19 protein-coding genes are annotated in these 26,014 nt (G+C 55.6%); 9 read left to right on the forward strand and 10 right to left on the reverse strand.

Features of this window, described 5'->3' with window-relative positions:
- Window positions 1–112: 112 nt before the first annotated feature.
- The 5 genes from JQR86_RS00165 to JQR86_RS00185 form a co-directional block, all read right to left on the reverse strand.
- A complete protein-coding gene (locus JQR86_RS00165) occupies window positions 113–535 on the reverse strand; it encodes a hypothetical protein (protein WP_019366453.1) in 423 nt (140 codons plus the stop codon).
- Window positions 536–553: 18 nt separating this feature from the next.
- Window positions 554–5,491 (reverse strand): RHS repeat-associated core domain-containing protein, encoded by a 4,938-nt coding sequence (locus JQR86_RS00170; RefSeq protein WP_434154119.1) that lies wholly within the window; start codon window positions 5,489–5,491, stop codon window positions 554–556.
- A complete protein-coding gene (locus JQR86_RS00175; RefSeq protein WP_407362575.1) occupies window positions 5,488–6,231 on the reverse strand; it encodes a DUF4123 domain-containing protein in 744 nt (247 codons plus the stop codon). Before JQR86_RS00175 ends, JQR86_RS00170 begins: the two co-directional genes overlap by 4 nt.
- The gene (tssI, locus tag JQR86_RS00180) at window positions 6,221–8,281 is read right to left on the reverse strand and encodes a type VI secretion system tip protein TssI/VgrG (RefSeq protein WP_407362574.1); all 2,061 of its coding nucleotides are present in this window, start codon (window positions 8,279–8,281) and stop codon (window positions 6,221–6,223) included. Before tssI ends, JQR86_RS00175 begins: the two co-directional genes overlap by 11 nt.
- Before the next feature lie 233 nt (window positions 8,282–8,514).
- Window positions 8,515–9,033, reverse strand: coding sequence for an Hcp family type VI secretion system effector (locus JQR86_RS00185; RefSeq protein ID WP_010796308.1), 519 nt, complete (start codon window positions 9,031–9,033; stop codon window positions 8,515–8,517).
- 411 nt (window positions 9,034–9,444) lie between these two features.
- On the opposite strand from JQR86_RS00185, the gene hexR reads away from it, so the two are divergent.
- Entirely contained in the window at window positions 9,445–10,323 is an 879-nt protein-coding gene (hexR, locus tag JQR86_RS00190) for a transcriptional regulator HexR (RefSeq protein ID WP_026004183.1), read from the forward strand.
- Window positions 10,324–10,431: 108 nt separating this feature from the next.
- Window positions 10,432–10,623 (forward strand): PA3496 family putative envelope integrity protein, encoded by a 192-nt coding sequence (locus tag JQR86_RS00195; protein ID WP_010796306.1) that lies wholly within the window; start codon window positions 10,432–10,434, stop codon window positions 10,621–10,623.
- Here JQR86_RS00195 and JQR86_RS00200 read toward each other — a convergent pair.
- Entirely contained in the window at window positions 10,595–11,548 is a 954-nt protein-coding gene (locus JQR86_RS00200; RefSeq protein WP_434154120.1) for a LysR family transcriptional regulator, read from the reverse strand. The two genes, JQR86_RS00195 and JQR86_RS00200, sit on opposite strands and share 29 nt — an antisense overlap.
- A gap of 152 nt (window positions 11,549–11,700) precedes the next feature.
- Between JQR86_RS00200 and JQR86_RS00205 the strand changes: the two genes are divergently transcribed.
- Together JQR86_RS00205 and oadA are read left to right on the forward strand one after the other, a co-directional pair.
- The gene (locus tag JQR86_RS00205) at window positions 11,701–13,116 is read left to right on the forward strand and encodes an acetyl-CoA carboxylase biotin carboxylase subunit (protein ID WP_150348393.1); all 1,416 of its coding nucleotides are present in this window, start codon (window positions 11,701–11,703) and stop codon (window positions 13,114–13,116) included.
- Window positions 13,117–13,127: 11 nt separating this feature from the next.
- Window positions 13,128–14,933, forward strand: coding sequence for a sodium-extruding oxaloacetate decarboxylase subunit alpha (gene oadA / locus JQR86_RS00210; protein WP_010796303.1), 1,806 nt, complete (start codon window positions 13,128–13,130; stop codon window positions 14,931–14,933).
- A gap of 23 nt (window positions 14,934–14,956) precedes the next feature.
- Here the strand turns inward: oadA and JQR86_RS00215 are convergent, their stop codons facing one another.
- Entirely contained in the window at window positions 14,957–16,963 is a 2,007-nt protein-coding gene (locus tag JQR86_RS00215; RefSeq protein WP_010796302.1) for a putative bifunctional diguanylate cyclase/phosphodiesterase, read from the reverse strand.
- A gap of 244 nt (window positions 16,964–17,207) precedes the next feature.
- On the opposite strand from JQR86_RS00215, the gene JQR86_RS00220 reads away from it, so the two are divergent.
- Window positions 17,208–18,419 carry a YeeE/YedE family protein gene (locus tag JQR86_RS00220; RefSeq protein WP_010796301.1) on the forward strand — a complete coding sequence of 404 codons (1,212 nt, stop codon included), beginning with the start codon at window positions 17,208–17,210 and terminating at the stop codon, window positions 18,417–18,419.
- 46 nt (window positions 18,420–18,465) lie between these two features.
- On the opposite strand, the gene JQR86_RS00225 is transcribed toward JQR86_RS00220, so the two are convergent.
- From JQR86_RS00225 to aspA, 3 genes are all read right to left on the reverse strand, one after another.
- Window positions 18,466–19,464: an asparaginase gene (locus JQR86_RS00225; RefSeq protein WP_010796300.1), complete on the reverse strand. Its 999-nt coding sequence runs from the start codon at window positions 19,462–19,464 to the stop codon at window positions 18,466–18,468.
- Window positions 19,461–20,876: an alanine/glycine:cation symporter family protein gene (locus tag JQR86_RS00230; RefSeq protein ID WP_010796299.1), complete on the reverse strand. Its 1,416-nt coding sequence runs from the start codon at window positions 20,874–20,876 to the stop codon at window positions 19,461–19,463. The genes JQR86_RS00225 and JQR86_RS00230 overlap by 4 nt, the downstream gene beginning before the upstream one ends.
- 405 nt (window positions 20,877–21,281) lie before the next feature.
- Window positions 21,282–22,712: an aspartate ammonia-lyase gene (aspA, locus tag JQR86_RS00235; RefSeq protein ID WP_010796298.1), complete on the reverse strand. Its 1,431-nt coding sequence runs from the start codon at window positions 22,710–22,712 to the stop codon at window positions 21,282–21,284.
- Between the two features lie 168 nt (window positions 22,713–22,880).
- On the opposite strand from aspA, the gene JQR86_RS00240 reads away from it, so the two are divergent.
- The 4 genes from JQR86_RS00240 to JQR86_RS00255 all read left to right on the forward strand — a co-directional run bounded on the left by JQR86_RS00240 (window position 22,881) and on the right by JQR86_RS00255 (window position 25,960).
- Window positions 22,881–23,789: a LysR substrate-binding domain-containing protein gene (locus JQR86_RS00240; protein ID WP_010796297.1), complete on the forward strand. Its 909-nt coding sequence runs from the start codon at window positions 22,881–22,883 to the stop codon at window positions 23,787–23,789.
- A gap of 207 nt (window positions 23,790–23,996) precedes the next feature.
- Entirely contained in the window at window positions 23,997–24,488 is a 492-nt protein-coding gene (gene purE, locus JQR86_RS00245; RefSeq protein WP_019367489.1) for a 5-(carboxyamino)imidazole ribonucleotide mutase, read from the forward strand.
- Window positions 24,488–25,570, forward strand: coding sequence for a 5-(carboxyamino)imidazole ribonucleotide synthase (locus JQR86_RS00250; protein WP_010796295.1), 1,083 nt, complete (start codon window positions 24,488–24,490; stop codon window positions 25,568–25,570). Before purE ends, JQR86_RS00250 begins: the two co-directional genes overlap by 1 nt.
- Before the next feature lie 141 nt (window positions 25,571–25,711).
- The gene (locus JQR86_RS00255) at window positions 25,712–25,960 is read left to right on the forward strand and encodes a GlsB/YeaQ/YmgE family stress response membrane protein (protein WP_019367491.1); all 249 of its coding nucleotides are present in this window, start codon (window positions 25,712–25,714) and stop codon (window positions 25,958–25,960) included.
- Window positions 25,961–26,014 lie beyond the last annotated feature (54 nt).

Consider the following 26,014-nt stretch of genomic DNA (forward strand, 5'->3'; position numbering starts at 1 on the left):
GTTAGTCGTAGGCAAGGCTTAGTCTCAAAAGCCTCATTTAGGTAAACTATTAAATAAATAAATCTGTTTCCGAGCATAGTGAGAAGCTCTGAAGAATTGAAAAGAAGTTTAACTACCATGAGGACTGATCTTCTGAGGCTGCTCTATTAAGGTCATCTGCCCATCTATTAGTAATAAATTCAAATATTTCTATGAAAAAACCCTTAGGGTTTTCAATTTCCGATGAATCCCAAGCAGTACAGGTATAGTCATCAGAATCATAGTCAGTTTCAAATAGTTCTGAAAAGTCAAAATTAGAATTTTCTAATGCCTCTTTTAGTACGTTGTAAAGTACAAATCTGTGCCGATAGGATATATTTTCTATTGCGGGTAAAATGTAATTTTTAATTATTTCTTCACGATCTTTTTCATCATTTGGATTGTATCTCCATAGCTCCTCTCCCAAAGTTTCCTCTCGGTCGTATATCTCTATGCCGCATAGTAAGTGGCTAACTTGAGGGTTGTAGGGAAGATCTGTAGAGGGATGTTTTAACATTTTTCACCTATTTAATTGCTATAAATTATCTACAGGAAACGCAGTGAAAGGCCTTCTTGTATTGTCTTTATCAAATTTTACTTCTGCTCCATTCATGTTTTCGTTAAATTTTGGATTTTGTGGATCTTTTTTGTTTGGCTTATATCCTCTTCCTGCCCCAGGTAAATCTACCCTAACGATATTATTGCCTTTATGGTCTACGCCTGTATGTAAAGGTAAGCCACGAGCCTCTCTTGTTAATGCGGCATTAATAGCATGCAACTGTAGTTTCCAATTTTTAAATTGAGAGCTTGGGTTACCCTTCGCTTTCTTGGGGAGTTCTCCGTTGCTAGGATCAGTCCCGTCAATCGCTCTTTGTTTGAGCTTATCTCTAGGGATTTCAGGACCATGCTTTGTTATGGTATGCATGTCATATCTTTCTTCGTATTCTTTGACACGACGTTTAGCATTAGCCTCAGATAATCTTTCTATCTTTGATTGACGTTCTTCTCGTGAGCGCTCAGGGCTGGGGGCGTTAGGCTCTCCTGAATTTATATTAGCAGTAGGAGTTTCTGCTGTGCCGGTGGAGCAACTTGCTATACCTGGGCAATTATTCAACCCCAACGGATCCACCCACCCCGTCGGGTTGGGCACATACTGATAGTTATTCAGCCCACCCGCTAGTTTGATAGGGTCGGGTGTCAGGAAGCGGCCCGTATTGGGATTGTAGTAGCGGTGCCGGTTGTAGTGCAGGCCGGTTTCCTGGTCAAAATACTGCCCCTGAAAGCGCAGAGGGTTTTCCAGCTCGGCGACTTCCAGTTTTGCCACGTTACCGTAGGCGCGATACTTGGCAGACCAGACGATAGAACCCGCTGTGCTGGTCAGCTCCTGTGGTGTGCCGAGGTGGTCGAGCTGATAGTAATAAGGTTCGGCTGCCTGCCCTTCACCGTGCAGCATTGCCAAGGGGCGGAACGTGCCGGGCTCGTAGATATAGCTGCGGTAATGGTCTTGCCCGCTTTCGGCAATTAGCCGTTCGCCTTGCCAGAGAAACTCTGTAGTTTGGCCATCAACAGTTTTGGCGATGCGTCGGCCAAAGGCGTCGTAACGGTACTCGGCGATTCGCCCGTCAGGGAGTGTCGCGGCAATCAGGCGGTGCTGGCTGTCATAGCGGTATTCAGTGACCAGTCGTTGAGCTGCGCCGCGTCGCTCACGAGTCAGGTTGCCATAGGCGTCGTAATCGTAGTGGCTATCGCCTTGTATCAACAGGCGGTTACCTTTGACGTTGGCGAGGCGTGCGCCTTCTTGTCCCGTCTGGCTAAGCAAGTTACCGGCGGGATCATGGGCAAAGCTCTCTGGCAAATCTCCCCGAACAGCTATTAGTCGATCCAACGGGTCGTAATGGAACTGCTTGTTGCCCTTGCGGGAGTCTTCGATCGCAGCGAGGTTGCCGTTGGCATCGTAGGCATAGCGACGTTGATAAACGCTGCGCTCCTGTTGGCTGATGCGGTGGGCTTGGAGGCGGCCTTGCTCGTCATAGTGGTAATGGCTAAGCAGTGCGCCTTGCTGGCGGTATTGTTCACGTCCACCCGGTAGGTATTGGTGGGCCGTCAGTGGCTGACCGTTCAGGTCAATAGCGCTCAGCAGGCCACCATGGCGATAGCGGTAGTCGAGCAGGCTGCCATCCGGCAGGCGGCAATGGCTGAGCTGTCCGAGGGCATCATATTGATAACGGAACGTTGCCCAACCCTGATGCTCAGTAATGAGGCGATCCTGAAGGTCATACTCATAGGCGAGCGGCCATTGGCCGTCATCTACACTGACCAGTCGGCCAAGGGCATCGTAGGCGTAATGAATTTTCTGGTCGTCAGGAAGGGTTTTAACGAGCAGCCGCCCAGCTGCGTCACGCTGGTAGCAGGTAACCAGCTGGCTACCGTCTTCGCCGAATTCCGTTTTTTCCGTTAAATGGCCGTTAAGGTCATAGGCATAGGCTGTTGTACGGCCATCAAAGCCTGTTTCTTCTCGAATCAGGCCGTTGGGGTAGTAATCGAGTTGGTAGTGCTCACCGCGCTCGTTTTCGATCTCTGTCAATAACAGGCGAGTATTGTCGTAGCGATAGCGCAGCTGGCTACCATCAGGGTTGATTCGGCGACTGACGAGGTGCAGGTTGTCCGCGTATTCGTAGCGGGTAACACGTCCTAACTCATCCCGCTCGGCTGTTATTTTGCCGTACGCATTGTAGGTAAACGCGCGCGTCCCACCGCCCGGCAGCGTAACCTGACTGAGTCGGCCAACGGCGTCCCATTGATACTGGGTAACAGCGCCTGATTCGTCCTGTCGAGTGATTTGGCGGCCAAGCGCATCGTACCGATAACGGCGTTGACCGCCATCAGGTAGCAACTCTTCTATCAGCTGGCCTTGAGGGTTCCAGGTGAGTTCATGACGGCTACCATCAGGATGTTGAATACTGAGCAGGTTTCCCCGGTTGTCGTAGTGGTAGTGAGTTTTGTTGCCGTCCGGATCCGTCTGAGCGGTAATGTCACCTTGGGCATTACGACGATATTTCCAGACAGCCTTGCCCCGGCTAACCGTGCGTACGAAGCCTTTATGGTATTCGTAATAGGTAGGCTCATCTTCAGGCGGAATGACAGCAATGAGATGACCCGCCTCGTCATGCAGGTATTGAGTGATAGCGCCTAGCGGATCTTTCTCGGCAATCAGCTGGCCTTTTTCATCGTATACCTTGTGATGCTTGGCGCCGTCCGGGTCTATCTGTTGGACGAGGCGAGCGTTTTCATCATGTTGGTAGACCTGCTGGCTGCCGTCTGAGTTATGAACGGTAACGGTACCGTTGTCTTCCCAGACGTAACGCGTATCCATTTGGGCAAAATTGGCCCAGTGATGGACGCAACGGGACTGTTTTCCTTCGCCTTCCCATTCCCAGAAGAACGTCGCTCCGCCCGCCAGTTGGCGCTCTTGGATAACGTGCTGATCGTTGTAGCGATAATGCTCGCTTTCACCTGCCGCATTGGTAGCAGACAGAAGTTGGCCTTGGGCGTTATATCTATAGGTGGCCAGGGTCTGGACGGTATACCAACTCGCTTCTTCATTATCGGCAGGGCGGTAGACCTGATAATCAACCGCTACGATATGAGCGTGCTCATACGTGAAGCGCAGCGCGCGACCCGCAGTGTTCGTTAGGCGAACAATACGGTCTCTCGCATCGCGAGAAATACGTAAGACGTTGTTGTATGTGTCGCTTATCGAAATAAGACGCGCGCTTTGACCTATCCGACGGAAATGGTAAAAGCGAGGCGTTGCGCCCGCCTGCGCAAGAACCAGCTCGCTTGGGTCCTCGCCAAGATAGATCGCTGCAGCGGAAAGCCGGTTCGTAATGGCAGTACGTTGCTGACTTGGTAGTGGAAACTCGGTGCGGCGATTCTCATGGTCTGTCCAGATAACCGTGTCGCCCTGAATGTCTAGCCGGTGGGCCAGGCTATGGCTCCATCCATAGCCCAAGCCAACATTGTGCTCAACGGCACTGGTGCGATAGAGGCGAGACCAGGGAAAGGAGAGCACCCCATCCAGCTCTCCATCGGTCAGGGTAAGCAACTCCTCACCTGTAACCATGGAAACCGGACAGCCATTAGTACAGGTTTTGGCGCATTCCTGCGAAGGTTTGTCGTTAGGATCCTTAGCCGGCTTGGAAACGTCATCAACCTTTTCTTCACGAGACAGACGCGTTTGACGCCGAGTCTTATTTCGGCTTGCTGTCGAGGCATTTTCAATCGTCTGGCTCGGCGTATCGGCTGGGGTTGGTCTTTTACTTGCAGTCGCTACCTCGGCGTTGATTTTACGGGCTGTATTCGCCCCGCTAATTTCACCATGGGCCGCTAAAGGCTTTAAGGTATCTGCATGTATAGGCAGGGCATGGGATTGACTTGCGGTGATTAACGTATTGGCAAGCTTATTGATTAAAGCGGTCGCTTTACCGGAGTTAAGTGTTTCCAAGGCTTTGGTGCCAACGCGGATTGCGAGCCCCGCACCGCCGCTCAAAATAATCCCGACGACAATATTGATTAAAAGCTCGCCGGTAAACTGAGCCAATACTTCAACACATGTCTGAGGCGGTAACAGCTTGACCCAGCTAACAATTGCCGCCACGTAAATAAACATCAGTGGCTCATCACTAGCGATCAGTAAGGCTGTGCTTAGCGATTCCTTAGAGGCGGTATAGAGCTTTTTCAGCTCGTCTGGACTCAAGTATTTAGCGAGCTTTTTAGCATTCTCATAAGGATGAGCAATCAATTGAAAAAGTGACTTTATGTCGTCCCAGAGCGAGAGCAGTGCATGCTCAAAGCCCTCTAGGGTAGCCTCCAGTTGAAGTTTTAAACGTTGTCCCGAGCTAGCGCTTTGATAGGTGCTCCATAAAGGTTGGAATTGATTGGTCCATTCGCTTTGAAGCCATGCAGCAAGCTTTTGAATAACGCCTTGATAAGAGCTATATAGGGCTTCTACCTGAGCCTTCGTTACATTCGGGAAAAACGTAATGCGATAGAGCTGCCCACGCTTGCAGCCAGAAATAACTTTTATGCCGCTTGGGCCGATTTCATCATTAATGACGGGTCCTGTAACTTCATCTCCGTTCCAGGCTCTCGTGACAGGCTCCAGCCGTACGGGTGTATTGCCAATGGGAACAAAGCGGGCGGCTTCAAAAGCATGAACTAACGTGAACTTTCCATTCAGCGGGCACGTTGCGTAGTTCGTAACAGGGGAGGTGTAATCCTTGTCTTTGCTAATGCTTAACTCATCGCCAATCTTGAACGTTTGATCGGCATCCAATGCCCAACCGGTCCAGAGGCTTTCTGCTAGCTCTTTATAGGTGCCTAGGCAGCTTTTGAATTCAGAGATTACTTTGCTTGCATCAGGTGACTCGGCACCCAAACCAATAAATGAGAACGAGCCGAGCAGAGCGCTCATAGCGAAGCATCCTTTTCAAGTTGAGCGATAAGTTGCACCGTATCGTCCATGTCTGTTCCCTGGCGCTGAACGAAGCGTTTGATCTTTTGTAAAAGATTGATTTCTGGAAATTTGAAGTAAATGTCTGGGTGGTTTTCTTGAATGTGCTGCATCAAGTTATCGATCAGCGTAGAGGCATCGTTTTCATGTAATGCATCAAGTACCGCCTGAGGTACGCTCCACCAAGGGTATGTTCGAGCAGTTTGGTAAGTACTTGGGGGGGTTATGCTGGCGTTGAATTGATTAACCCAATACTGATCGAAGCAAGGTAATGCCGTAGAGAGTTGCTGATCCAGGGTCTGAATGACAGGCACCAGATGCCGGCCATCCCAAAAGCGAAAAAACACTTCGCTACCGTCCGGCATAAAGACTTTAGTCAGACTCTTGAGATGCTCGACGATAGCCGCTGGCTCATGCGTGGATAGGGCTAGCCATCCCCAATCTTTATGTTTTTCCTTAGCTGCCCACTCTAGAAATGTGCTGTTTGGGCTGAGCCTACCCAAGTAAGGCATGACCGGCTGCCAGTCAGCGTAGGGGGTACCTTCCCAAATGGGCAAAGGGACAAAAGCTTCACGAGCTTCGTAATAGGCCTTCAGTGGATTGGCATCGCTGGTGTTACTCATCACGACATAAAGGGATGAGTTATCAGTTGACTGTTGAGCCAACCACTCTTGAGGGGTAAGCAAATTATCAGAGTGCACAGAACCCCTCCTTGCACTTTTCGCATTCTTCACAGAAGGGTGCGTTACGCTTGAAGGTATTGATCTGTGCAGGTGTTAGCAGGGCACCTGCCTTGTCTGCGTCGGCTGGCCTTACAGGCCCCGGCAGCAGAGGGGATGCACCGGTTCCGCTGCCTGCATTGCCTCCAGAGTTGATGCGGACTGTTGGGCCGACGATAGTGATGCCGCTGGCGTCCAGCTTGATGAAGCTACCGCCTGCCTTGAAGGTAAGTTCGCTGCCAGCTTCCAGGACAACTTTCAAACCACTGGATAAATGGATTTCCTGCCCCGCACTGACGAACTGACCCGTACCGATCTTGATATGCTGATTCTGCCCTACGGTGAGGTGGTCGTTGGTCTTGACCTCAACCTTGCGGTCCGCATCCGTGGTGCGGTGCTCCTCCGCCTTGTATTCCGTGTAGCTGTTGGCCTCGACAATGTCGTGTCGCTCATGCCCTACGCGGATCTTCTGGTCGTGCTCGATATTCTCGTCCCAGTCCCGCTGGGCATGAATGTAGATCTGCTCCTGACCTTTCTTGTCCTCGATGCGCAGCTCGTTATACCCACCACCGCCGGGTGTGCTCAGGGTCTTGAAAACGCTGCGGGTCTTGTTGGCTGGCAGGTCATACGGCACCTGATGTTCCATGTGGAACAGGCAGCCCGTGACCAGGGGCTGGTCCGGGTCGCCTTCCAAGAACGTGACCAGTACTTCCATGCCGATGCGAGGAATGGCGATACCGCCGTAGCGATCACCCGCCCAGCTGGACGAGACGCGTAACCAGCAGCTGGTCTGCTCGTTGGCCTGACCTTCGCGGTCCCAGTGAAACTGCACCTTGACCCGACCGTATTCATCACAATGGATCTCTTCGCCCTTGGGTCCAGTGACCACCGCGGTCTGGCTGCCCAGGATCTTGGGCTTGGGATGCTCAAGCGCAGGACGGAAGGGCACGTCCCAGGGCGTAGCGGTGAAGCGGTTGCGGTAGCCCTGGGTAAAGCCGTCGTGCTTGTCCACATCGCTGGTAACCGACTCTTCCAGCACCTGGGGCTGCTTGCCTTCATGCCAGAGGCCGGTCAGTAGCCACAGCTGGTTCCAATCATGGCGGGGATGCTCGGACAGTTCCAGAAAGTGGCCGGTCACCAGCTGGGGTTGATCGCTTTCACCTTCGGCCAGCTGATAGTCGCTGCGGTGACGCTCAAGGGCGCGCTGGGCGAGGTGCTTGCCGCGGGTGCGATCGGTGAAGCGGCCCGGGTAGTCGTAGTCTTCCAGATCAGGCTTGGCCTCGCTCTTGTAGGCGGTCTCCATGCGCAGTCGTGGCTGCTCGAAGTCATAGTCGCGGCGCGAGACACGGGCGGTACGGGTTTCCAGGCGTACGCCAAAGCGTTTGACCACCGGCTCGTCTGCCACCAGACCGGAGCCCTGCACATAGGCAGTCGGTGGGGTCAGCCTGGGAAAGCCGGTCTGGTCATCACCAAACACCAGGACGTGGTTATCCTGGGTATGCTCGAAGTGGTAGTGCAGGCCTTCCTCTTCGCAGAGCCGCTGAATGAAGTGCAGGTCGGTCTCATCATATTGGACGCAATACTCGCGAGGCGGATAGACCGTTGGCCCCAGCTGGAAACGGTAGGCGTCCGCCAGGATGCCGTGGTCTTCGAGCACCTGGGCGATGATCTGCGGGACGGTGAGCTTCTGAAAGATGCGCTGGTTGGTACGGTGCGCAAGGTAAGTCAGACGCGGCACCAGCACGACGTGATAGCGGGTGAGGCGCTTGCCGGCATCGCCCTGGCCGATCTGGTAGAGCTGACCATGCACGCCGCTACCGTTGGGCGAGAAGGCCAGAAAGGCGCGCTGATGCAGCAGGGCTTCAAGGTCGAGGTCGGGCCGTTCGCTGACCAGCTCGAGGTCAAAGCGAAAGGGCTGGCTGATCGACTCCTGTCCCGTAAAACTCAGGACTTGGAAGTCAGGCGTGACCCCATCTGAGGTCGATCCGTGAATGGATAGCGAAAAGTGAGTCGTATTCGCTGGGTTGAACATTCCGTGTTCCTCCAGATGGTCGTCGCAAAAACAATTTCGGCCAGGAAACCTGGCCGAAAAGGCTAACCGTACTAGCATGGAATGAGCCAATGCCAGACATCATGGCGCTTGACTCATTGTGCCACCTCAAGCGGTTAGCAGGCAGTGAATCGGGTCTGTTTCTGACCAATCGGCTTCTGGAGGGGATCAGAAGCCGACACCGATTCACACCTGTCTGACGGATCGCCGCGAAATTAAGCGGAGATCGGGGAGCGCCAGTCGTCGGAGCCGGAAGTGCCGGATACTTCGTGAGTCCAGACGATCTTGCGGTACGTGAAGTACACGTCTTCCAGATGAGTGAAATGAGCCATGTTCGGGTCCTGGCAGTTCGGCATGCGGGACTGCACGTCAACGATGATGGCGTCTTCCAGCTCGATGGTGAAGTAGTGTTCCTGAGTACCAGTAGCAGAAGTGCGGTACCACTCCAGGCGGCACTTGCTCAGGCGCTCGCCGGAGGTCAGTGCGTTGAAGATCAGCGGAGAGGACTTGTCGAAGACCTTGGTGATCATCAGCGGCTTGTGTACACGCTGACCAGTCGGCTGACCGGACTGCGGATCGCGTGGGATGATGACCTGGTGATTGAAAGCCTGAACCAGAATCTGGTCTTCATGGCCTTCCTGGAAGATATTGCCGACGGAGTCTTCCGTGAAGGTGCCTGCAGTGATCAGACCTTGCTTGGTGCCTTCGAGGGACAGATACGCGGGTGTTGGCATGATGCTCTCCTTGCCTGAATAGTGGGCCCTTGGCCCGGGAGCCATACCTATTACAAACCCTGTGCCAATAAAATAAATTCCTTATTAATCAATCAGTTATGATTTAATGAAGTGTGTGCTGCATGAGCTTTGCGACAGCTGTCACATAAAGGTGCGCAGCTTTTTGCGCATTAAGGCAGAAATCTTGCGCACTACGCTAGAAGCGAGTGAACTCGCCTTGTCTGTGCTTTTTTCGAGGATGTGGACGGGTGAGGGTGTGCCAAAAGTTGCGCTGTAGACGGGTTGTCTTATGGCTTCAGTGCAAAGATATCCATTACGCAAAATACTAAGTGAATGAATGACCTGGCGTCGATGTAGTATAAAGACGTACCACTACATGCCTTTTCCACCTCTGCTAGTCGAGTGCCGCTTGTGAACCTGATGCAACATATCGCCCAGTCGCGCCATTTATTGCGCAAGTCTGAGCTCAAGGTGGCTGAGCACGTCATGCTGGATCCTGCGGCTGTCATGCACAGTTCGATGGCGGATCTTGCTCATGAGGTAGGGGTTAGTGAGCCAACTATCGTGCGGTTCTGCCGTGCTATTGGGTGCGATGGTTTTCAGGACTTGAAGCTGCGTCTGGCCCAAAGTCTGGCTTCAGGGGCGAGCTTTGGACAGTTCGCCATCCATGAGAACGACTCGGTTGTCGATTTCAGCCTGAAGATTTTCGATACCACGCTGCACACGCTGATGGATATCCGCGAGCGCTTGGATATGCAGGCGCTCGAGCAGGCTATCGAAGAGATTTCCAAGGCCAAGCGGGTAATGTTCTATGGCTTTGGCGCTTCCGGCGCCGTGGCGACGGATGCCCAGCACAAGTTCTTCCGTCTTCTGCTCAGTGCGTTTGCCTATTCTGATCCCCACATGCAGGCGATGTCGGCGGCAACCCTGACGCCAGATGACGCGGCGATCTGTATTTCCCAGTCGGGACGCTCGAAAGACCTGTTGATCACGGCCAACCTAGTCCGGGACAGTGGGGCCAAACTGATCACGATCTGCCCAAGCCAGACGCCTTTGGCAGAGTTAGCCAATGTCAGCCTGACGATCGATGTGCCGGAAGATACCGAGATCTATACGCCGCTGACATCACGTATTGCACACCTGGTCATTATCGATGTGCTGGCGATGGGGGTGGCGATGTCCCGAGGCCCGACGCTGGTCAACCACCTCAAAGGTGTCAAGCGCAGTCTGCGAAGCCTGCGGTTATCACCCAAGAGCATCAAACATCAGGACGAGCGCGACTCGCATTGATGATCAGGTGCAGCTCTTCGGCTGTCCCTTAAGCTTCACCAAGGCTTCGCCAAACCGTCATCTTTCCTGGGCAGGCTAAAGGCTCCACCTTTGCTTGGGAGATACGGTATGGCCATGTCTATGGACAGCGATTTTCTCGACGCCAAAACTCGCCGTAAACTGGCGGATCAACGCCGAATGGCCTTTCGACGTGCCATTGAAGATCGCAACGAGCAGTTACGTCTGGAGCAGGAGTTAACGGATTATCCCGAACTATTTTCTGCTTCGGTCGCTATGAGCGCTCAGCTCTCAGCCCACTGATTCGTTCGGCTAGCGCGGCGATTCGACTCCGTTCTTCCCGAATGAAGTTAAAAAACGCCTGTGCCACAGGAGACAGGCGTTTGCTGCGCGGATGAACCACGCACCAACTGCGGCAAAGTGGAAGCTCCTGCACCGATAACTCGCACAGTACACCAGCCTTAAGCTCTCGGTGGACGGCCAGTCGTGGAAGCAGGGCAATGCCCAATCCGGCAATGACACCTTCCCGTATGGCTTCCAACGAGGTCAGCTCCTGCACGTCTGAAAAGTGGGCTCGCTTTTGCTTGAAGTACTCGTCACACGCCTGACGGGTGCCGGAGCCCGACTCTCGTACCAGTAGCGGACAATCGCTCAGGTCCTTCAAGGTAAGGTTGCCGGTTTGGCTGACAGGATGTTCCGGAGCGGCCACTGCAACAATCTCGTTGTTAAGAAAGGGAAGAAACTCCAGGTCTCGGTCTGACGGTACCAGAGACATGATCATGATTTCGTCACGGTTTTCAGACAGCCGTCTGAGCATGTGATCGTGGTTGCCCACGCAGAGATGAACACTGACCTCCGGGTGCTGCTGCTTGAAGGCAGCGAACAGATGGGGCGCCAGGTATTGCGCGCTGGTTTCTACCCCCAGACGGAGTTGTCCGTGAAGCGAGCCCAGGAGATTGGAGAGCTGCATATCGAGACTGTTGAGGCGTCCAAAGATATCCTGCCCGGCGCGCAGCAAGGCATCGGCGGCTTCGGTCAGATAAAGGATTCTGCCACTGTATTCAAACAGTGGTTGTCCGAGCAGCTCTTCCAGCTGGCGAATCTGCAGGCTGACGGCTGGTTGCGTTAGGGCCATGACGTCAGCTGCACGGCTGTAGGAGCGTGTCTCGCATACGGCCTCAAACACTTGCAGCTGGCGTAAGGTGATACGCATCAAAGGTTTACGCATGGCTGAGCCGGCCTCATCGTTGATCCATAAGTAATACCTTATAGATACGCTAATAATTATTGATTTTCCATAATCCTTGTTGCCGTCTAGGTTTGTGAGCGAACAAGAACAAATGCCCAAAGGGCTCCTTATCTCGCTCAAGAGGCCGGCGTGTGATCAAGAAAATCCTCATCGCCAATCGTGGCGAAATTGCGGTACGTATCGTGCGTGCCTGTGCCGAAATGGGTATTCGCTCGGTAGCTATCTATTCAGAGGCTGACCGCCATGCGCTGCATGTAAAACGGGCCGATGAAGCACATAGCATCGGCAGCGATCCGCTCGAAGGCTATCTGAACCCTCGCAAGCTCGTGAACCTGGCAGTTGAGACCGGGTGTGATGCGTTACATCCGGGATATGGCTTCTTATCCGAGAATGCCGAGCTGGCAGAGATCTGCGCGCAACGAGGTATCAAGTTTATTGGGCCCAGCGCCGACGTGATTCGGCGGATGGGAGACAAGACCGAGGCGCGTCGCAGCATGATTGCAGCAGGCGTGCCCTGTACCCCCGGCACCGAAGGGAACGTAGCCGATCTGGATGAGGCACTGATCGAAGCAGAGCGCATCGGCTATCCGGTGATGCTCAAGGCCACGTCTGGTGGTGGCGGCCGTGGTATCCGGCGCTGTAATAGCCGTGAGGAACTGGAGCAGGCCTATCCCCGCGTCATTTCTGAGGCAACCAAGGCGTTCGGGAGCGCCGAGGTGTTTCTCGAGAAGTGCATCGTCAATCCCAAGCATATCGAGGCTCAGATTCTGGCAGACAGCCTGGGCAATACCGTTCACCTGTTCGAACGGGACTGCTCGATCCAGCGCCGTAACCAGAAGCTCATCGAGATTGCTCCCAGTCCGCAGCTGACACCTGAGCAGCGTGCCTATATTGGCGATCTGGCGGTACGCGCTGCCAAGGCGGTCGGATACGAGAATGCCGGTACGGTGGAGTTCCTGCTCGCAGAAGGCGAGGTGTACTTCATGGAGATGAACACCCGGGTTCAGGTCGAACATACGATCACCGAGGAAATCACCGGGATCGATATCGTTCGTGAGCAGATCCGGATTGCCGCTGGACAACCGCTGTCGGTCAAGCAGGAGGACATCATCCATCGTGGATTTGCCCTGCAGTTTCGTATCAATGCGGAAGACCCTAAAAACAACTTTCTGCCCAGCTTTGGGAAGATCACCCGCTATTACGCACCTGGTGGCCCTGGGGTGCGCACGGATACCGCCATCTATACCGGCTATGTGATTCCACCGTTCTACGACTCCATGTGCTTGAAGCTGATTGTCTGGGCGCTGACCTGGGAGGAAGCGCTGGAGCGGGGCCTACGGGCGCTGGATGACATGCGGGTGCAGGGTGTGAAGACCACCGCACCTTATTACGAAGCGATTTTGCGCAACCCGGAATTTCGTAGCGGCCAATTCAATACGAGCTTTGTGGAAAGCCATCCAGAGCTGACGCAGTACTCGATCAAGCGTAACCCCGAGCAACTGGCCCTGGTCATCGCGGCCGCCATTGCCGCCCATGCCGGCCTGTGAGGAAAACAAGAATGTCCAAGAAGATCTTTGTTACCGATACCGTGTTGCGTGACGCACACCAATCCCTGCTGGCAACGCGCATGCGTACGGAAGACATGCTGCCCATCTGCGACAAGCTGGATCGGGTCGGGTATTGGTCACTGGAAGTCTGGGGCGGCGCGACGTTCGATGCCTGTGTGCGGTTTCTGAAAGAAGACCCGTGGGAGCGTTTGCGCACGTTGCGGGCTGCCTTGCCCAATACTCGTTTGCAAATGCTGCTGCGGGGCCAGAACCTGTTGGGTTATCGCCACTATAGCGACGATGTGGTCGAGGCCTTTATAGCCAAGGCGGCGGAAAACGGAATCGACGTCTTCCGGATTTTCGATGCCATGAACGATGTGCGCAATCTGGAAACGGCTATCAAGGCCGTCAAGAAAAGTGGCAAGCACGCCCAGGGCACTATTGCCTACACAACCAGCCCGGTACACACCGTCGAGGCGTTCGTCGAGATGGGTCGGACCATGGCGGGCATGGGCGTGGACTCCATTGCGATCAAGGACATGGCTGGGTTGCTCACACCGTACGCGACGGGCGAGTTGGTAAAGGCCCTGAAAGAGGCCCTGAATCTGCCGGTATTCATTCATTCCCACGATACTGCCGGTGTAGCTGCCATGTGCCAGCTCAAGGCGGTGGAAAACGGAGCGGATCATATCGATACCGCCATTTCCAGCCTGGCGTGGGGGACCAGCCATCCCGGGACCGAATCCATGGTTGCTGCGTTGCGTGGAACGCCCTATGACACAGGGCTGGATCTTGAGCTGCTGCAGGAGATCGGTCTGTACTTTCATGCCGTTCGCAAGAAGTATCACCAGTTCGAAAGCGAATTCACGGGAGTGGACACGCGCGTACAGGTCAATCAGGTGCCGGGCGGGATGATCTCCAACCTGGCCAACCAGCTGCGCGAGCAGGGTGCACTCAATCGCATGGGCGAGGTGCTGGCAGAAATTCCCCGTGTACGCGCCGATCTGGGTTATCCACCGCTGGTGACGCCGACATCGCAGATCGTTGGTACCCAGGCCTTTTTCAATGTCCTGGCGGGAGAGCGCTACAAGACCATCACCAATGAAGTGAAACTGTATCTGCAGGGCCGTTACGGCAAGGCACCCGGCAAGGTCTGCGAGCTGCTGCGCAAGCGAGCCATTGGTAATGAGGAAGTGATCGAGGTACGTCCAGCCGACTTGCTCAAGCCGGAACTCGATAACCTGCGCCGAGAGGCAGGAGAGCTTGCCCGGTGCGAGGAAGATGTCCTGACGTTTGCCATGTTTCCGGATATCGGACGCAAGTTTCTGGAGGAGCGTGCAGCCGGAACCTTGCAGCCTGAAGAACTGCTGCCCATCCCGGATGGAAGCGGTACGCCTCTGGCGCGTGAAGGCGTGCCGACTGAGTTTGTGATTGATGTACACGGTGAAAGCTATCGGGTGGATATCACGGGTATCGGCCTGAAGAGCGAGGGCAAGCGGCACTTTTATCTGTCCATTGATGGTATGCCGGAAGAGGTGGTCTTCGAGCCGCTTAACAGTTACGTTTCGGGCGGTGATGGCAAGCGCCGTCAAGCCAGCGCGCCAGGGGATGTCAGTACGACTATGCCGGGTAATATTGTCGATGTATTGGTCAAGGAAGGTGATGTGGTCAAGGCGGGTCAGTCGGTACTCATCACCGAGGCGATGAAAATGGAGACCGAGATCCAGGCCTCTATCAACGGAACCGTCAAGGCTGTACACGTGGCGAAAGGCGATCGCGTCAATCCAGGCGAGGTTCTGGTCGAGATCGAGGCTTGAGCCAGCGGTAGAGCTGGTAGCGCTTAAAAAGCGGCCCGCTCTGCCGTCCAACGGGTGTGTTGATGTGCCAGAGCTTCCGGCAGGAGGGGCTCCGCCAGGAAAAAGCCCTGGGCCAGATCACACCCCAGCTCACACAAGAGATCCAGGTGCTCCTGGGTCTCGATACCCTCAGCAATGATCCTGGCACCAAATGCGCGGCTCATGTCGACCAGAGACTTGAGCAGGGCCCGGCGCTTATCGGCATCTTCCACCTGAATAATGGAAGAGTCGATCTTTACGGTATTGAACGGTAGCGCAAGCAGATAGGCGATATTGGAATGCCCAGTGCAGTAGTCATCCAGCGATAGGCGGATACCGGACGCTTGCAAGGTGGCGAACGTCTCACGGACCTGTGGGGTGATGTTCAAGGGAACACCTTCGGTCAACTCAAGGATCAGGCGTGAAGGCGCCAGCTTGGTTTCTCTCAAGACCTCGGCTACCCGCGCGGCGAAATTTGGATCGGCGAATTGCAGCGGCGAGACATTTACCGAAAGAGAATAGGCCTTTGGCCATTGAACGGCCTGATGGCAGGCGGTACGCAGGGCCCACTCGCCCAGCTCCAGGATGAATCCGCTTCGCTCGGCCAGAGGGATGAAAAAGTCGGGTGATACCAGACCCCGGGCCGGGTCATCCCAGCGGAGCAGGGCTTCATAGCCGACGACTTCTGTGCTCGAGCATTCATGGATCGAGTGGTACTGCATGTACAGCCGACCCTCATCCAGGGCGCGACGCAAGTCGGCCGGCTTCAATTCGGGCAGGCCATCAGGCGTCTCGAAGAGTTGACTGTCCGCTCGGCTGGCCAATGCAATCTGATTACGGCCCAGCCGTTTGGCCCGATAAAGCGCGCGGTCGGCGAATTCAATCAATTGCGCTTGGTCATCTGGCTGGGGTGATTCCTGATCGCTGCACGCTGCGCCAATGCTGATGGAGACGATGAGCAGCTCATCGCCCCGAGCCTGATGAGGAAGGCCCAATGTTTCAATGGCGGCCCGCAGGCGCTCGGCGGTGATATGGGCCTGTTCCAGGGTGCAGTTAGGCAGGAGAACGGCGAATTCCTCACCTCCATACCGGGCCAGTAGATCGACTTCGCGCAGCTGCTCACGCAAGGCAGAAACAATGCACTGTAGGCAGTTATCACCGGCCGGATGCCCATACAGATCGTTGAAGCGCTTGAAGTGGTCAACGTCCAGGATTAACAGAGAGAAAGGCGCACCGCCTGCTTCGTACCGATTCCATAGATCATCCAGTTGTGCGACGAAATAGCGGCGGTTGGCGATACCGGTCAGCGAGTCGGTATCTGAAAGCGTCTGCAGGGTACGGTTCGTACTGGAAAGACTCTGAACACGCAGTTTTTCCCTGAGATTAAGCAGATAGGAATACCGCTCCGAGCGCTCCAGCCAGAAATTGGCCAGTAGGGAAAAGGCACCGGTGACCAGAGCAATGCAGGTAGCAAACAGCCCTTGGGGAAAGGTCATGTTTACGGTAAAGGCGCAGCCCACGATGATTGGAAGTACCAGTATCGTAAAAGGCAAAGCGTATCGGAACGGCAACGCCGTGGTGTTATTAGCGTAGATCAGGATCAAAGGAAGTGAAAACAGACACAAGGCTCTGTCCGGTGACGAGGACGACAGGATAATGGCTACCGCGGCGATAAATCCTGCAAGGCAGGGCAGCCAGGCACAGACCTCCCTGAGTCGATAAGAATTCGTTTTCTTCAGGGTAAAAAGACAGGCCAGTGTTGGCAGCGAGGCGCAGAAGAGGTGCCAGAGAATGGCTTGAAAGAAAATGTCCTTCAACATTAGCCATTCACAAAGAAGAAAGCTGTTATAGGCGAAGAAAGCGGTTACATGTGACCGATAGATATGTCGCTTGCGCCGCCTGTGGATATCGTCTTGGTATTGATTCTCGACCATGGCGCTAAACATCAGCACGCGAGACGGATAAGCAATATCAATCTCGATTTGCTTGCCAAGATCGCTGGATAAGGTCATGCCGGAACCTGTTTGAAAGTGCGAAGCTCACGGTAGAGCTCATGAATGAGCAGCACCTGGCCTTTAGGGATGTAGCGTTTTGCCATCACCAAAAGACCAAATTTAGCGAAATAGTTCACATCCTGTAATCGTCACCGGACCAGTGGACTAATAGCCGTCTTAATGGTGGATATGACATTTAGATATTGGTATCGCGCTAATTCTTGACTAAAATAGTCAGGCTTAATGATGTCGAGGATTCTCAATGAGCCTTTCTATTACGTCCACGGCGCCTCGCCAGATCACCACGCCAGTAGTGGCGCTGGGGCTGGTGGTTCTGGGGGCTGTGTTTTTGGATATGGCTGTCAGCGGACGGCAAGCTTTGCTGTTCATCCTGGGCGGTGCACTGGGGCTGACGCTTTATCATGCCGCTTTCGGATTCACGTCTGCCTGGCGGGTGTTCATTCGTGACCGGCGTGGCGCGGGCCTGCGTGCTCAGATGCTCATGCTGGCCATTGCCGTTGTGCTGTTTTTCCCGGCCCTAGGTGCCGGTACGCTGTTTGGCCAGCCGGTTACCGGCTTGGTATCGCCTGCGGGCACTTCCGTTGTAGTTGGTGCCTTCATTTTTGGCATCGGTATGCAGTTAGGCGGCGGCTGTGCGTCTGGAACCCTGTTCACAGTGGGGGGTGGTAACGCACGCATGCTGGTAACGCTGCTGTTCTTCGTGATTGGCTCCGTTATCGCCACGCATCATCTGGGCTGGTGGTTCGCGTTGCCCTCACTGCCCAAGATCTCCCTCGTAACCAGCCTGGGCGTTATGCCTGGAATTGCGGTCAGTCTCGCGCTGTTTGCCTTTATCGCCTGGATGACGGTGCGTCTGGAGCGCCGTCGCTATGGCAGTCTGGAAGCGACGGTACCCAATGAGCATCAAGGCGCAGCGCGTTTTCTGCGCGGGCCGTGGCCGCTGGTTTGGGGCGCTATTGCCTTGGCGATCCTGAACTTCTGTACGCTGGCCCTGGCGGGTCGTCCGTGGGGGATCACGTCAGCCTTTGCGGTCTGGGGTGCCAAAGGCGCTCAGCTGCTAGGTATCGATGTTGCCAGCTGGGACTTCTGGCAATTGCCGGCTAACGCCAAGGCTCTAAGCCAGCCCGTGTGGTTCGATGTTACCAGTGTGATGAATTTCGGCATCATCCTGGGTGCGCTGATTGCTGCGGGTCTGGCTGGACGCTTCGCGCCCAGTCTGAAGATTCCGACGCGCTCGCTGGTAGCTGCCATGATAGGGGGCCTGCTCCTGGGCTATGGCGCACGTCTGGCCTACGGTTGCAACATCGGGGCGTATTTTAGTGGTATCGCCTCCGGCAGTCTGCATGGCTGGCTGTGGCTGGTCGCAGCCTTTATCGGCAACAGCGTAGGAGTCCGTATTCGTCCGGTGTTCTTCCCGGGTGAACGTCCTGTTACTCAGCTGACCGGTTGCTAAGCGGTAGGTGAAAAAAGGGCCCTTCGGGGCCCTTTTTTCGTATGGCTTATTCGCCAAGCTCGCCGCAGAGATCCTGTTGCAGCCAGTGGTTGACCTGCTCAGGCGCTAAGCCCGAGCCAATCAGCACCTGCAGTTTGGCGACAGCCGCCTCGCGTGTCATGCCGCCACCCGACACAACGCCGCAGGCATGCAGCCTGCTGCCTGCCTCGTAGACATCGAGTTCGACGCCCCCTTCGTGGCACTGCGTGACGGCAAGCAGTACAACGCCCTTGGCAGACGCTTCGCTCAGGCTGGTCAGGAAAGCATTATTGTCGCTGGGACCTGTTCCGCTGCCATAACATTCGAGCACCAGGCCCTGCACGCCGGTACCTACAAGGGCAGATACGTGCTGAGCCGAGATGCCCGGAAACAGTGGTAGAACCGCTACTTGGGCAACCTGTCTGGCTTGGCCCGCCTTTAGCTCGGCGGGTACAGCCTGACGTGGTTGGGCCAGCCGCTGGCGCGCGAGTGTCTTGAATGGATGACGGCCAAAGCTGCGAATCTTGCTGCAGCGGGCCGCATGTAACAGCTCGCCGTGAAAGTAAACATGCACGCCCTCGGGGGCACCGCCTGCAAGCGTCTGCAAGGCACCGTCCAGGTTTTCCCAGGCGTCGCTGTCCGGTACGCCGGCCGGAAGCATTGAGCCTGTCAGTACAACAGGAATATCGAGCCCCAGCAGGTGAAAACTCATTGCCGCCGCGGTGTAGGCCAGCGTATCGGTTCCATGCAGCACCAGTACGCCGGTGTAGCCCTGTTCGGCTGCCTCGACTATAGCTGCACTGAGCGTCAGCCAATAGGTTGGCGTCATGTTGGCGCTGTCCATCAGAGGCAGCACCTCCCGGAATTGCCACTCCGGTAACGCCCGCTCAGGCGCCTGGGCCAGAAAGGCACGCATGTGTGCCTCAAAGCCTGAGGCCGGCGCCAAACCGTTTTCGGTGGCCTGCATACCGATGGTGCCGCCGGTATAAAGCACCATCAGGCGTTGTGAGTGACCGGTTTGAATCATGGCTTTGTCATGTCCTTGGCCGAGGCAGAGGCTTTCCAGACCGCCGGATCAAGATCCAGATCGGCAAAGCCTTTGGGGTCGAATGTTGGAACCTTGTTTCCTGCCCGGATCTGACGGTCATAGTCACGCATGATGCGCAGACCCACCTTGAACAGGAATGCCAGGGAGATCAGGTTGACCACTGCCAGCAAGCCCATGGTGAGGTCGGCAAAGCCGAACACGGTAGTCAGGTCTTGTTGTGAGCCCCAGATCACCAGCGCCACCACCAGAACCCGATAGATCATCAGCGCCACGCGGCTCTTGGTGAAGAAGCTCAAGGCATTCTCACCCAGATAATAGTTGTAGATGATCGTTGTGAAGGCGAACAGCAGCAGGGCGATACTGATGAAGATACGGCCCCACTCGCCAACCGTCGCGGCCAGTGCCGTCTGGGTCAGAACAACACCGGGGATATCGGCGCCCGGCTCATAGACGCCAGACAGCAGGATGATGAGTGCGGTGGAGGTACAGATGATCAGGGTATCAATGAATACGCTGAAGGACTGCACAACGCCCTGGGCTGCCGGGTGGGAAACTTCCGCTACGGCGGCCACGTTTGGAGCACTACCCAGACCCGCCTCGTTAGAGAACAGGCCACGCTTGACGCCCATCATCAGCGCTGCACCCAAGCCACCGGCAAACGCAGGTTCAAGGCCAAAGGCACTGCGTACGATCAGGGTCAACGCCTCGGGAACACGATCAATGTGCAGAACGATTACACCCAGTGCAATGGCTATGTAAGATAGCGCCATTACCGGTACCAGAATGTCGGCTACCTTGGCGATCCGTACTACGCCACCAAAGATGATCAGGGTTATTACTGCCGTAAAGGCCAGTCCAGTAACCAGTGTAGGCAGGCCCAGCGAGTCGGAGAGCGAGGAGGCGATCGTGTAGGACTGCAGTGCGCTGAAGCCCAGACCAAACGTTACCAGCAGCAGGATCGAGAACAGGACACCTAGCCAGCGCTGTTTCAAACCATGCAGGATGTAGAAGGCGGGACCGCCACGATACAGGCCGTTGCCATCGCTACGCTTGTATAGCTGGGCCAACGCACATTCGAAATAGCTTGTGGCCATACCCAGCAGGGCTACTACCCACATCCAGAAGACCGCCCCTGGACCACCCAGCGTAACGGCAACCGCAACCCCTGCAATGTTACCGGCACCTACACGGCCCGCCACGCTAAGCATCAGCGCCTGGAAGGAGCTCAGCTGGCCGGGTTTTCGTTGAAAGGCTTCACCAAGGATGCCGAACATGCTGCCTAAATAGCGGAACTGCACAAAGCCCGAAAACAAGGTAAAGACAATACCCAGGCCAATCAGGCCGACAATGAGCAGTTTGCCCCAAAGAAAGTCATTCAGGAGATCAAGCATGAGTGCTTTCGCCTAATTGTAGTAATGGAAGCACCTGGGCTCCGGATAATTCCTGGCCAAGGCATTATGTGGGCGAGCGGTAAGCCATCAATGGGATATCCGCTGCCTTCAGTGCCAACCCAAGGGTATGACAGAACCCCTAAATCGCAAGGTGTGCGAGCCGGAAACACGGCAGGCGGCAAGGTTAGCGCGCGTATCATCCAGAAGAGAGCAGAAGAGATCAAATCTAACTGCCTCAAAGGATCTATTGAAACAGTGCTGCTTGTTGCAACGGGCAAGCGGTAAAAACACCTGCCTTTGATAACGTATGTGGCTGATAAGCCTGATTTAGAGAGTTTCAAAAAAAAGCGGGCACCCGAGGGCACCCGCTCAAAGCTCCTCACGAGGGGGTGTGAGGAGCGCCGGTTAAGCGTTGAGTTTTTTCGGCGCCAGGCGCGGAGCGATCATGTTTTCCGGGCGAAGAATGTCAGCCAGGGTCATCTCGTCGAGCAGGTTTTCTTCTCGGACCAGCTCCAGCACACCACGGCCGGTTTCCAGCGCCATACGCGCAATACGGGTCGAGTTCTCGTAGCCGATGTAAGGGTTGAGCGCCGTGACCAGGCCAATGGAATGCTCCACCAGCTCGCGGCAGCGGTCGACGTTAGCCGTGATGCCATCGATGCAGTGCTCGCGCAGCATATCCATGGCACGCTTGAGCAGGCGGATCGAGTCAAAGATCTTGTAGGCGATCAAGGGCTCCATCACGTTAAGCTGAAGCTGTCCGCCTTCAGCTGCCAGGGTTAGCGCCAGATCATTGCCGATCACCTCGAAGGCGACCTGATTAACGGCTTCTGGAATAACGGGATTCACTTTACCCGGCATGATCGAACTGCCTGGCTGGCGGGCTGGCAGATTGATCTCGTTGATGCCGGTACGCGGGCCGCTGGAGAGCAGGCGCAAGTCGTTGCAGATCTTGGACAGCTTGACCGCCAGGCGCTTGAGCATGCCGGAGAACAGTACGAAGGCACCCATGTCGGAGGTGGCCTCGATCAGATCGGCGGCAGGCTTGAGCGGTTGGCCACTGATTTCAGCCAGGCTGCGCACGGCCAGGGTTTGATAACCAGGGTCCGCATTAATGCCGGTACCGATAGCCGTACCACCCAGGTTCACTTCGGTCAGCAGGTCCGGCGCTATGGTTTTCAATTTGCCCAGATCCTCGCCCAGCGTAGTAGCGAAGGCACGGAACTCTTGGCCGAGGGTCATCGGTACAGCGTCCTGAAGCTGGGTACGACCCATCTTCAGAACACTGGCGAATTCCACCGCCTTGCCTGACAGCGACTCGATCAGGCTCTCCAGGCTAGAGAGTAGGGTGTCATGGCCCAGCAGCAAACCCAGGCGGATCGCTGTTGGGTAGGCGTCGTTAGTGGACTGCGCCATGTTTACATCATTATTCGGGTGCAGGTATTTGTACTCACCCTTGCCATGACCGAGGACTTCCAGCGCCACGTTGGCGATAACCTCGTTGGCGTTCATATTGGTGGACGTACCCGCGCCACCCTGAATCATGTCCACCACGAACTGGTCGTGGTATTCACCGTTGATGATCTTGGTACAGGCCATCACGATAGCTTCGTACTTGTCTCCCGGCAGATAGCCCAGGCGATAGTTCGCCTCGGCAGCGGCCTGCTTCACCATCGCCAGCGCAACGACCAGCTTGGGGTAGTGAGACAGCGTAACGCCGGAGAGGCGGAAGTTGTTGACCGCACGCAGCGTCTGAATGCCGTAATAGGCTTCAGCGGGGACTTCGAGGGTACCAAGCAGATCTTTTTCGAGGCGAGATAATGCAGATTCGGACATGATAGGGGATCACTTCCCGGTGGGTGGCAAAAGCCTGATGCGTTATACAATAAGGCTTCCAGCCAGACGCTGACCAATGCTGTATCGGCGCACCCTATGCCGAAATTGCATATGATGTGATGTGACGCGTCAGGATCGGCAGGCGTATCCATCCCCTTGAGTATGACCATGAACCTTGAACTGAAATGGCTAGAAGACTTTATTGCCCTGGCTGCCACCCATAGTTTTTCCCAGGCGGCCGAGCGCCGCTTCGTGACTCAACCTGCGTTCAGCCGACGTATTCGCAGCCTGGAGCAAAGCCTGGGACTGACCCTGATTGACCGATCGCGTACACCAGTATCGCTGACCGAGTCCGGACAGCTCTTTCTGGTCACCGCGCGCAGTGTGGTGGAGCAGCTTGGCGAAGTGATCCGCCACCTTCATCACTTGGAAGGTGGGCAGGGCGAGGTGCTGCAATTTGCGGCGGCACACTCCCTGGCGCTGGGGTTCTTTCCGGGATGGATTGCTCGTCTGCGAAGCGAAGGGCTCAACATTGCGAGTCGCCTGATTGCCACCAACGTCGGCGAAGCGGTTCATGCCTTGAGGGAAGGCGGCTGCGATCTCATGATGGCGTTTTACGATCCCGACGCCGCCTTGCAGATGGATCCGGAGATCTTCCCTTCTATTCATCTGGCGCTGACCTCAATGCTACCCGTGTGTGCAGCCCGGGAAGATGGCTCGCCGTTATACGATCTTGAGAGTGGGCAGAACTTTCCCTTGCTTGCCTATAGTGCCGGGGCCTTTCTCGGGCGCTCGGTCAATTTGCTCCTACGTCAGCGCAAGCTGCGCTATACCACTGTCTACGAGACGGCCATGGCCGATAGCCTTAAGAGCATGGCCTTGCAGGGGCTGGGCATTGCCTGGGTTCCGCATCTGAGTGTGACCGCCGAGCTCTCCCGGGGAGAGCTAGTACCTTGTGGCGGTGAGCAATGGCAGATTCCACTGGAGATTCGCCTGTATCGCTGCTCGCTCGTGCGCAAGGCAGCGGTGAGGCTGTTATGGCGCAAGCTCGAAGCAGGCGCCGGGACGACTGCATGAAGTGCCTCTGGACAGGCAGCCAGACATGAAATAACCCGTCGCTATAAAAGGTCGTTCAACCCCTTTGTCCGGTCTGGCTTTACGGTATACTCAGTGGCCCTTGAGGCCGGTCTACATACCGGTCTGCATATACAAGCCACGTGCGGTCCTCCGACGTGGCTTGTTGGTTTCTGATGCGCCTGCGGGCGCCTGACAAGAGGCACGACGATGAGCGCACTCGTAGGCGTGATCATGGGCTCCAAGTCCGACTGGTCTACCTTGAGCCACACCGCCGACATGCTGGAAAAGCTGGGCATTCCCTTTGAAGTGAAGGTGGTCTCTGCCCACCGGACTCCCGACCTGCTGTTCCAGTACGCTGAAGAAGCGGCGGGGCGCGGCATCGAGGTCATCATTGCAGGCGCAGGCGGTGCAGCACACCTGCCAGGTATGTGTGCAGCCAAGACGCATTTGCCTGTACTGGGCGTGCCGGTGCAGTCTTCCATGCTGTCAGGCGTCGACTCACTCCTGTCGATCGTACAGATGCCAGCGGGCGTTCCTGTCGCCACCCTGGCCATCGGCAAGGCGGGCGCTATCAACGCGGCGCTGTTGTCGGCCAGTATTCTGGGCGGCAAGTATCCCGAGTATCACGAGGCGCTGAATCGCTTCCGTGAGGAGCAGACGCGTACCGTTCTGGACAATCCGGATCCGAGGGAAGCCTGATGAAAATCGGAGTCATCGGTGGTGGCCAACTGGGCCGCATGCTGGCGCTGGCGGGTACTCCGCTGGGTATGGATTTTGCGTTTCTGGACCCTGCTCCGGATGCCTGCGCTGCCGCATTGGGCGAGCACATTCGAGCCGACTACAGCGACCAGGATCATCTGCGTCAGCTGGCGGATGAGGTCGATCTGGTCACATTCGAGTTCGAGAGTGTGCCCGCTGAAACCGTCGCGTTCCTATCCCAGTTCGTTCCGGTTTTTCCCTCGGCGCAAGCCTTGCGTATCGCCCGTGATCGCTGGTTCGAAAAAACCATGTTCAAGGATCTGGGCATCCCAACGCCTGAGTTTGCCGACATCCAATCCCAGGTTGACCTTGACGCTGCCGCCGCACGCATCGGTCTGCCGGCTGTGATGAAGACACGTACCCTAGGGTATGACGGCAAGGGTCAAAAGGTCCTGCGCAGCCAAGCGGATGTCGAAGGCGCCTTTGCCGAGCTGGGTAGTGTACCGTGCATTCTTGAAGGCTTTGTGCCGTTTACTGGCGAGGTGTCGTTGATTGCCGTACGTGCTCGTAACGGCGAGACACGTTTCTATCCACTGGTACACAACACCCACGAAAGCGGAATCCTGCGGCTGTCTATTGCCAGTACAGACCATCCCTTGCAGGCGCTGGCGGAGGACTACGTAGGCCGTGTACTCGACAAGCTCGATTATGTCGGCGTGCTGGCGTTCGAGTTCTTTGAGGTCGATGGTGGGCTGAAGGCCAATGAAATTGCTCCCCGTGTGCATAACTCTGGTCATTGGACCATCGAGGGTAGCGAGAGCAGCCAATTCGAGAACCATTTGCGCGCTGTAGCAGGTCTGCCGCTGGGTTCAACCGCGAAGGTTGGTGAGAGCGCCATGCTCAACTTCATCGGCAAGGTCCCGGCCGTGGAGCAGGTTCTGCAGATCGATGATTGCCATCTGCATCACTATGGCAAGGCGTTCAAGGCGGGCCGCAAGGTTGGCCACGCCACATTGCGCTGCAGCGATGCGGCCACATTGAGGGCACGTATTGCTGACGTCGAAACCCTGATTAAAGCGTGACCGAAACGGACCCTTTCTTCAAAAGGGTCCGAGTTCCGCTTCGCTTCATAAAAAATTCGCTGAACCCCTGCGTTTTTCTTGCTGTCGGATTAAGCAAGCGGCACATGCCGTATCGAGCAAACCACAGAAGGGGAAAGATTCATGGGCATTATTGGAACCATCATCATCGGCCTCATCGTTGGCTTGATCGCACGTTTCCTCAAGCCTGGCGACGACAGCATGGGTTGGATCATGACGATCATCCTGGGTATCGTCGGCTCGCTGGTTGCCACCTACGGCGGTCAGGCTATCGGTATCTACCGTGCAGGCGAGGGCGCCGGTTTCATTGGAGCAGTCGTCGGTGCCGTCATCGTCCTGTTTATCTGGGGTATGGTAACCAAGCGTCGCTGATTTCCCGTCCGGGCAGTTGGGTTCAACGCCAAGAAGCTTCACACTAGTGCAACC

Source organism: Pseudomonas sp. JZ134 (genome assembly GCF_051027695.1).
Classification (GTDB): domain Bacteria; phylum Pseudomonadota; class Gammaproteobacteria; order Pseudomonadales; family Pseudomonadaceae; genus Chryseomonas; species Chryseomonas luteola.

Bases quoted from the DNA above. Each gene is read 5' to 3' on its own strand.
- JQR86_RS00230 (WP_010796299.1), bottom strand. From the start codon at position 20,876: ATGCTTGATCTCCTGAATGACTTTCTTTGGGGCAAACTGCTCATTGTC.
- JQR86_RS00170 (WP_434154119.1), bottom strand. From the start codon at position 5,491: ATGAGCGCTCTGCTCGGCTCGTTCTCATTTATTGGTTTGGGTGCCGAG.
- JQR86_RS00185 (WP_010796308.1), bottom strand. From the start codon at position 9,033: ATGCCAACACCCGCGTATCTGTCCCTCGAAGGCACCAAGCAAGGTCTG.
- JQR86_RS00225 (WP_010796300.1), bottom strand. From the start codon at position 19,464: ATGATTCAAACCGGTCACTCACAACGCCTGATGGTGCTTTATACCGGC.
- JQR86_RS00220 (WP_010796301.1), top strand. From the start codon at position 17,208: ATGAGCCTTTCTATTACGTCCACGGCGCCTCGCCAGATCACCACGCCA.
- aspA (WP_010796298.1), bottom strand. From the start codon at position 22,712: ATGTCCGAATCTGCATTATCTCGCCTCGAAAAAGATCTGCTTGGTACC.
- JQR86_RS00195 (WP_010796306.1), top strand. From the start codon at position 10,432: ATGGCCATGTCTATGGACAGCGATTTTCTCGACGCCAAAACTCGCCGT.
- JQR86_RS00250 (WP_010796295.1), top strand. From the start codon at position 24,488: ATGAAAATCGGAGTCATCGGTGGTGGCCAACTGGGCCGCATGCTGGCG.
- JQR86_RS00200 (WP_434154120.1), bottom strand. From the start codon at position 11,548: ATGCGTAAACCTTTGATGCGTATCACCTTACGCCAGCTGCAAGTGTTT.
- JQR86_RS00255 (WP_019367491.1), top strand. From the start codon at position 25,712: ATGGGCATTATTGGAACCATCATCATCGGCCTCATCGTTGGCTTGATC.
- JQR86_RS00215 (WP_010796302.1), bottom strand. From the start codon at position 16,963: ATGACCTTATCCAGCGATCTTGGCAAGCAAATCGAGATTGATATTGCT.
- JQR86_RS00165 (WP_019366453.1), bottom strand. From the start codon at position 535: ATGTTAAAACATCCCTCTACAGATCTTCCCTACAACCCTCAAGTTAGC.
- oadA (WP_010796303.1), top strand. From the start codon at position 13,128: ATGTCCAAGAAGATCTTTGTTACCGATACCGTGTTGCGTGACGCACAC.
- tssI (WP_407362574.1), bottom strand. From the start codon at position 8,281: ATGTTCAACCCAGCGAATACGACTCACTTTTCGCTATCCATTCACGGA.
- purE (WP_019367489.1), top strand. From the start codon at position 23,997: ATGAGCGCACTCGTAGGCGTGATCATGGGCTCCAAGTCCGACTGGTCT.
- JQR86_RS00240 (WP_010796297.1), top strand. From the start codon at position 22,881: ATGAACCTTGAACTGAAATGGCTAGAAGACTTTATTGCCCTGGCTGCC.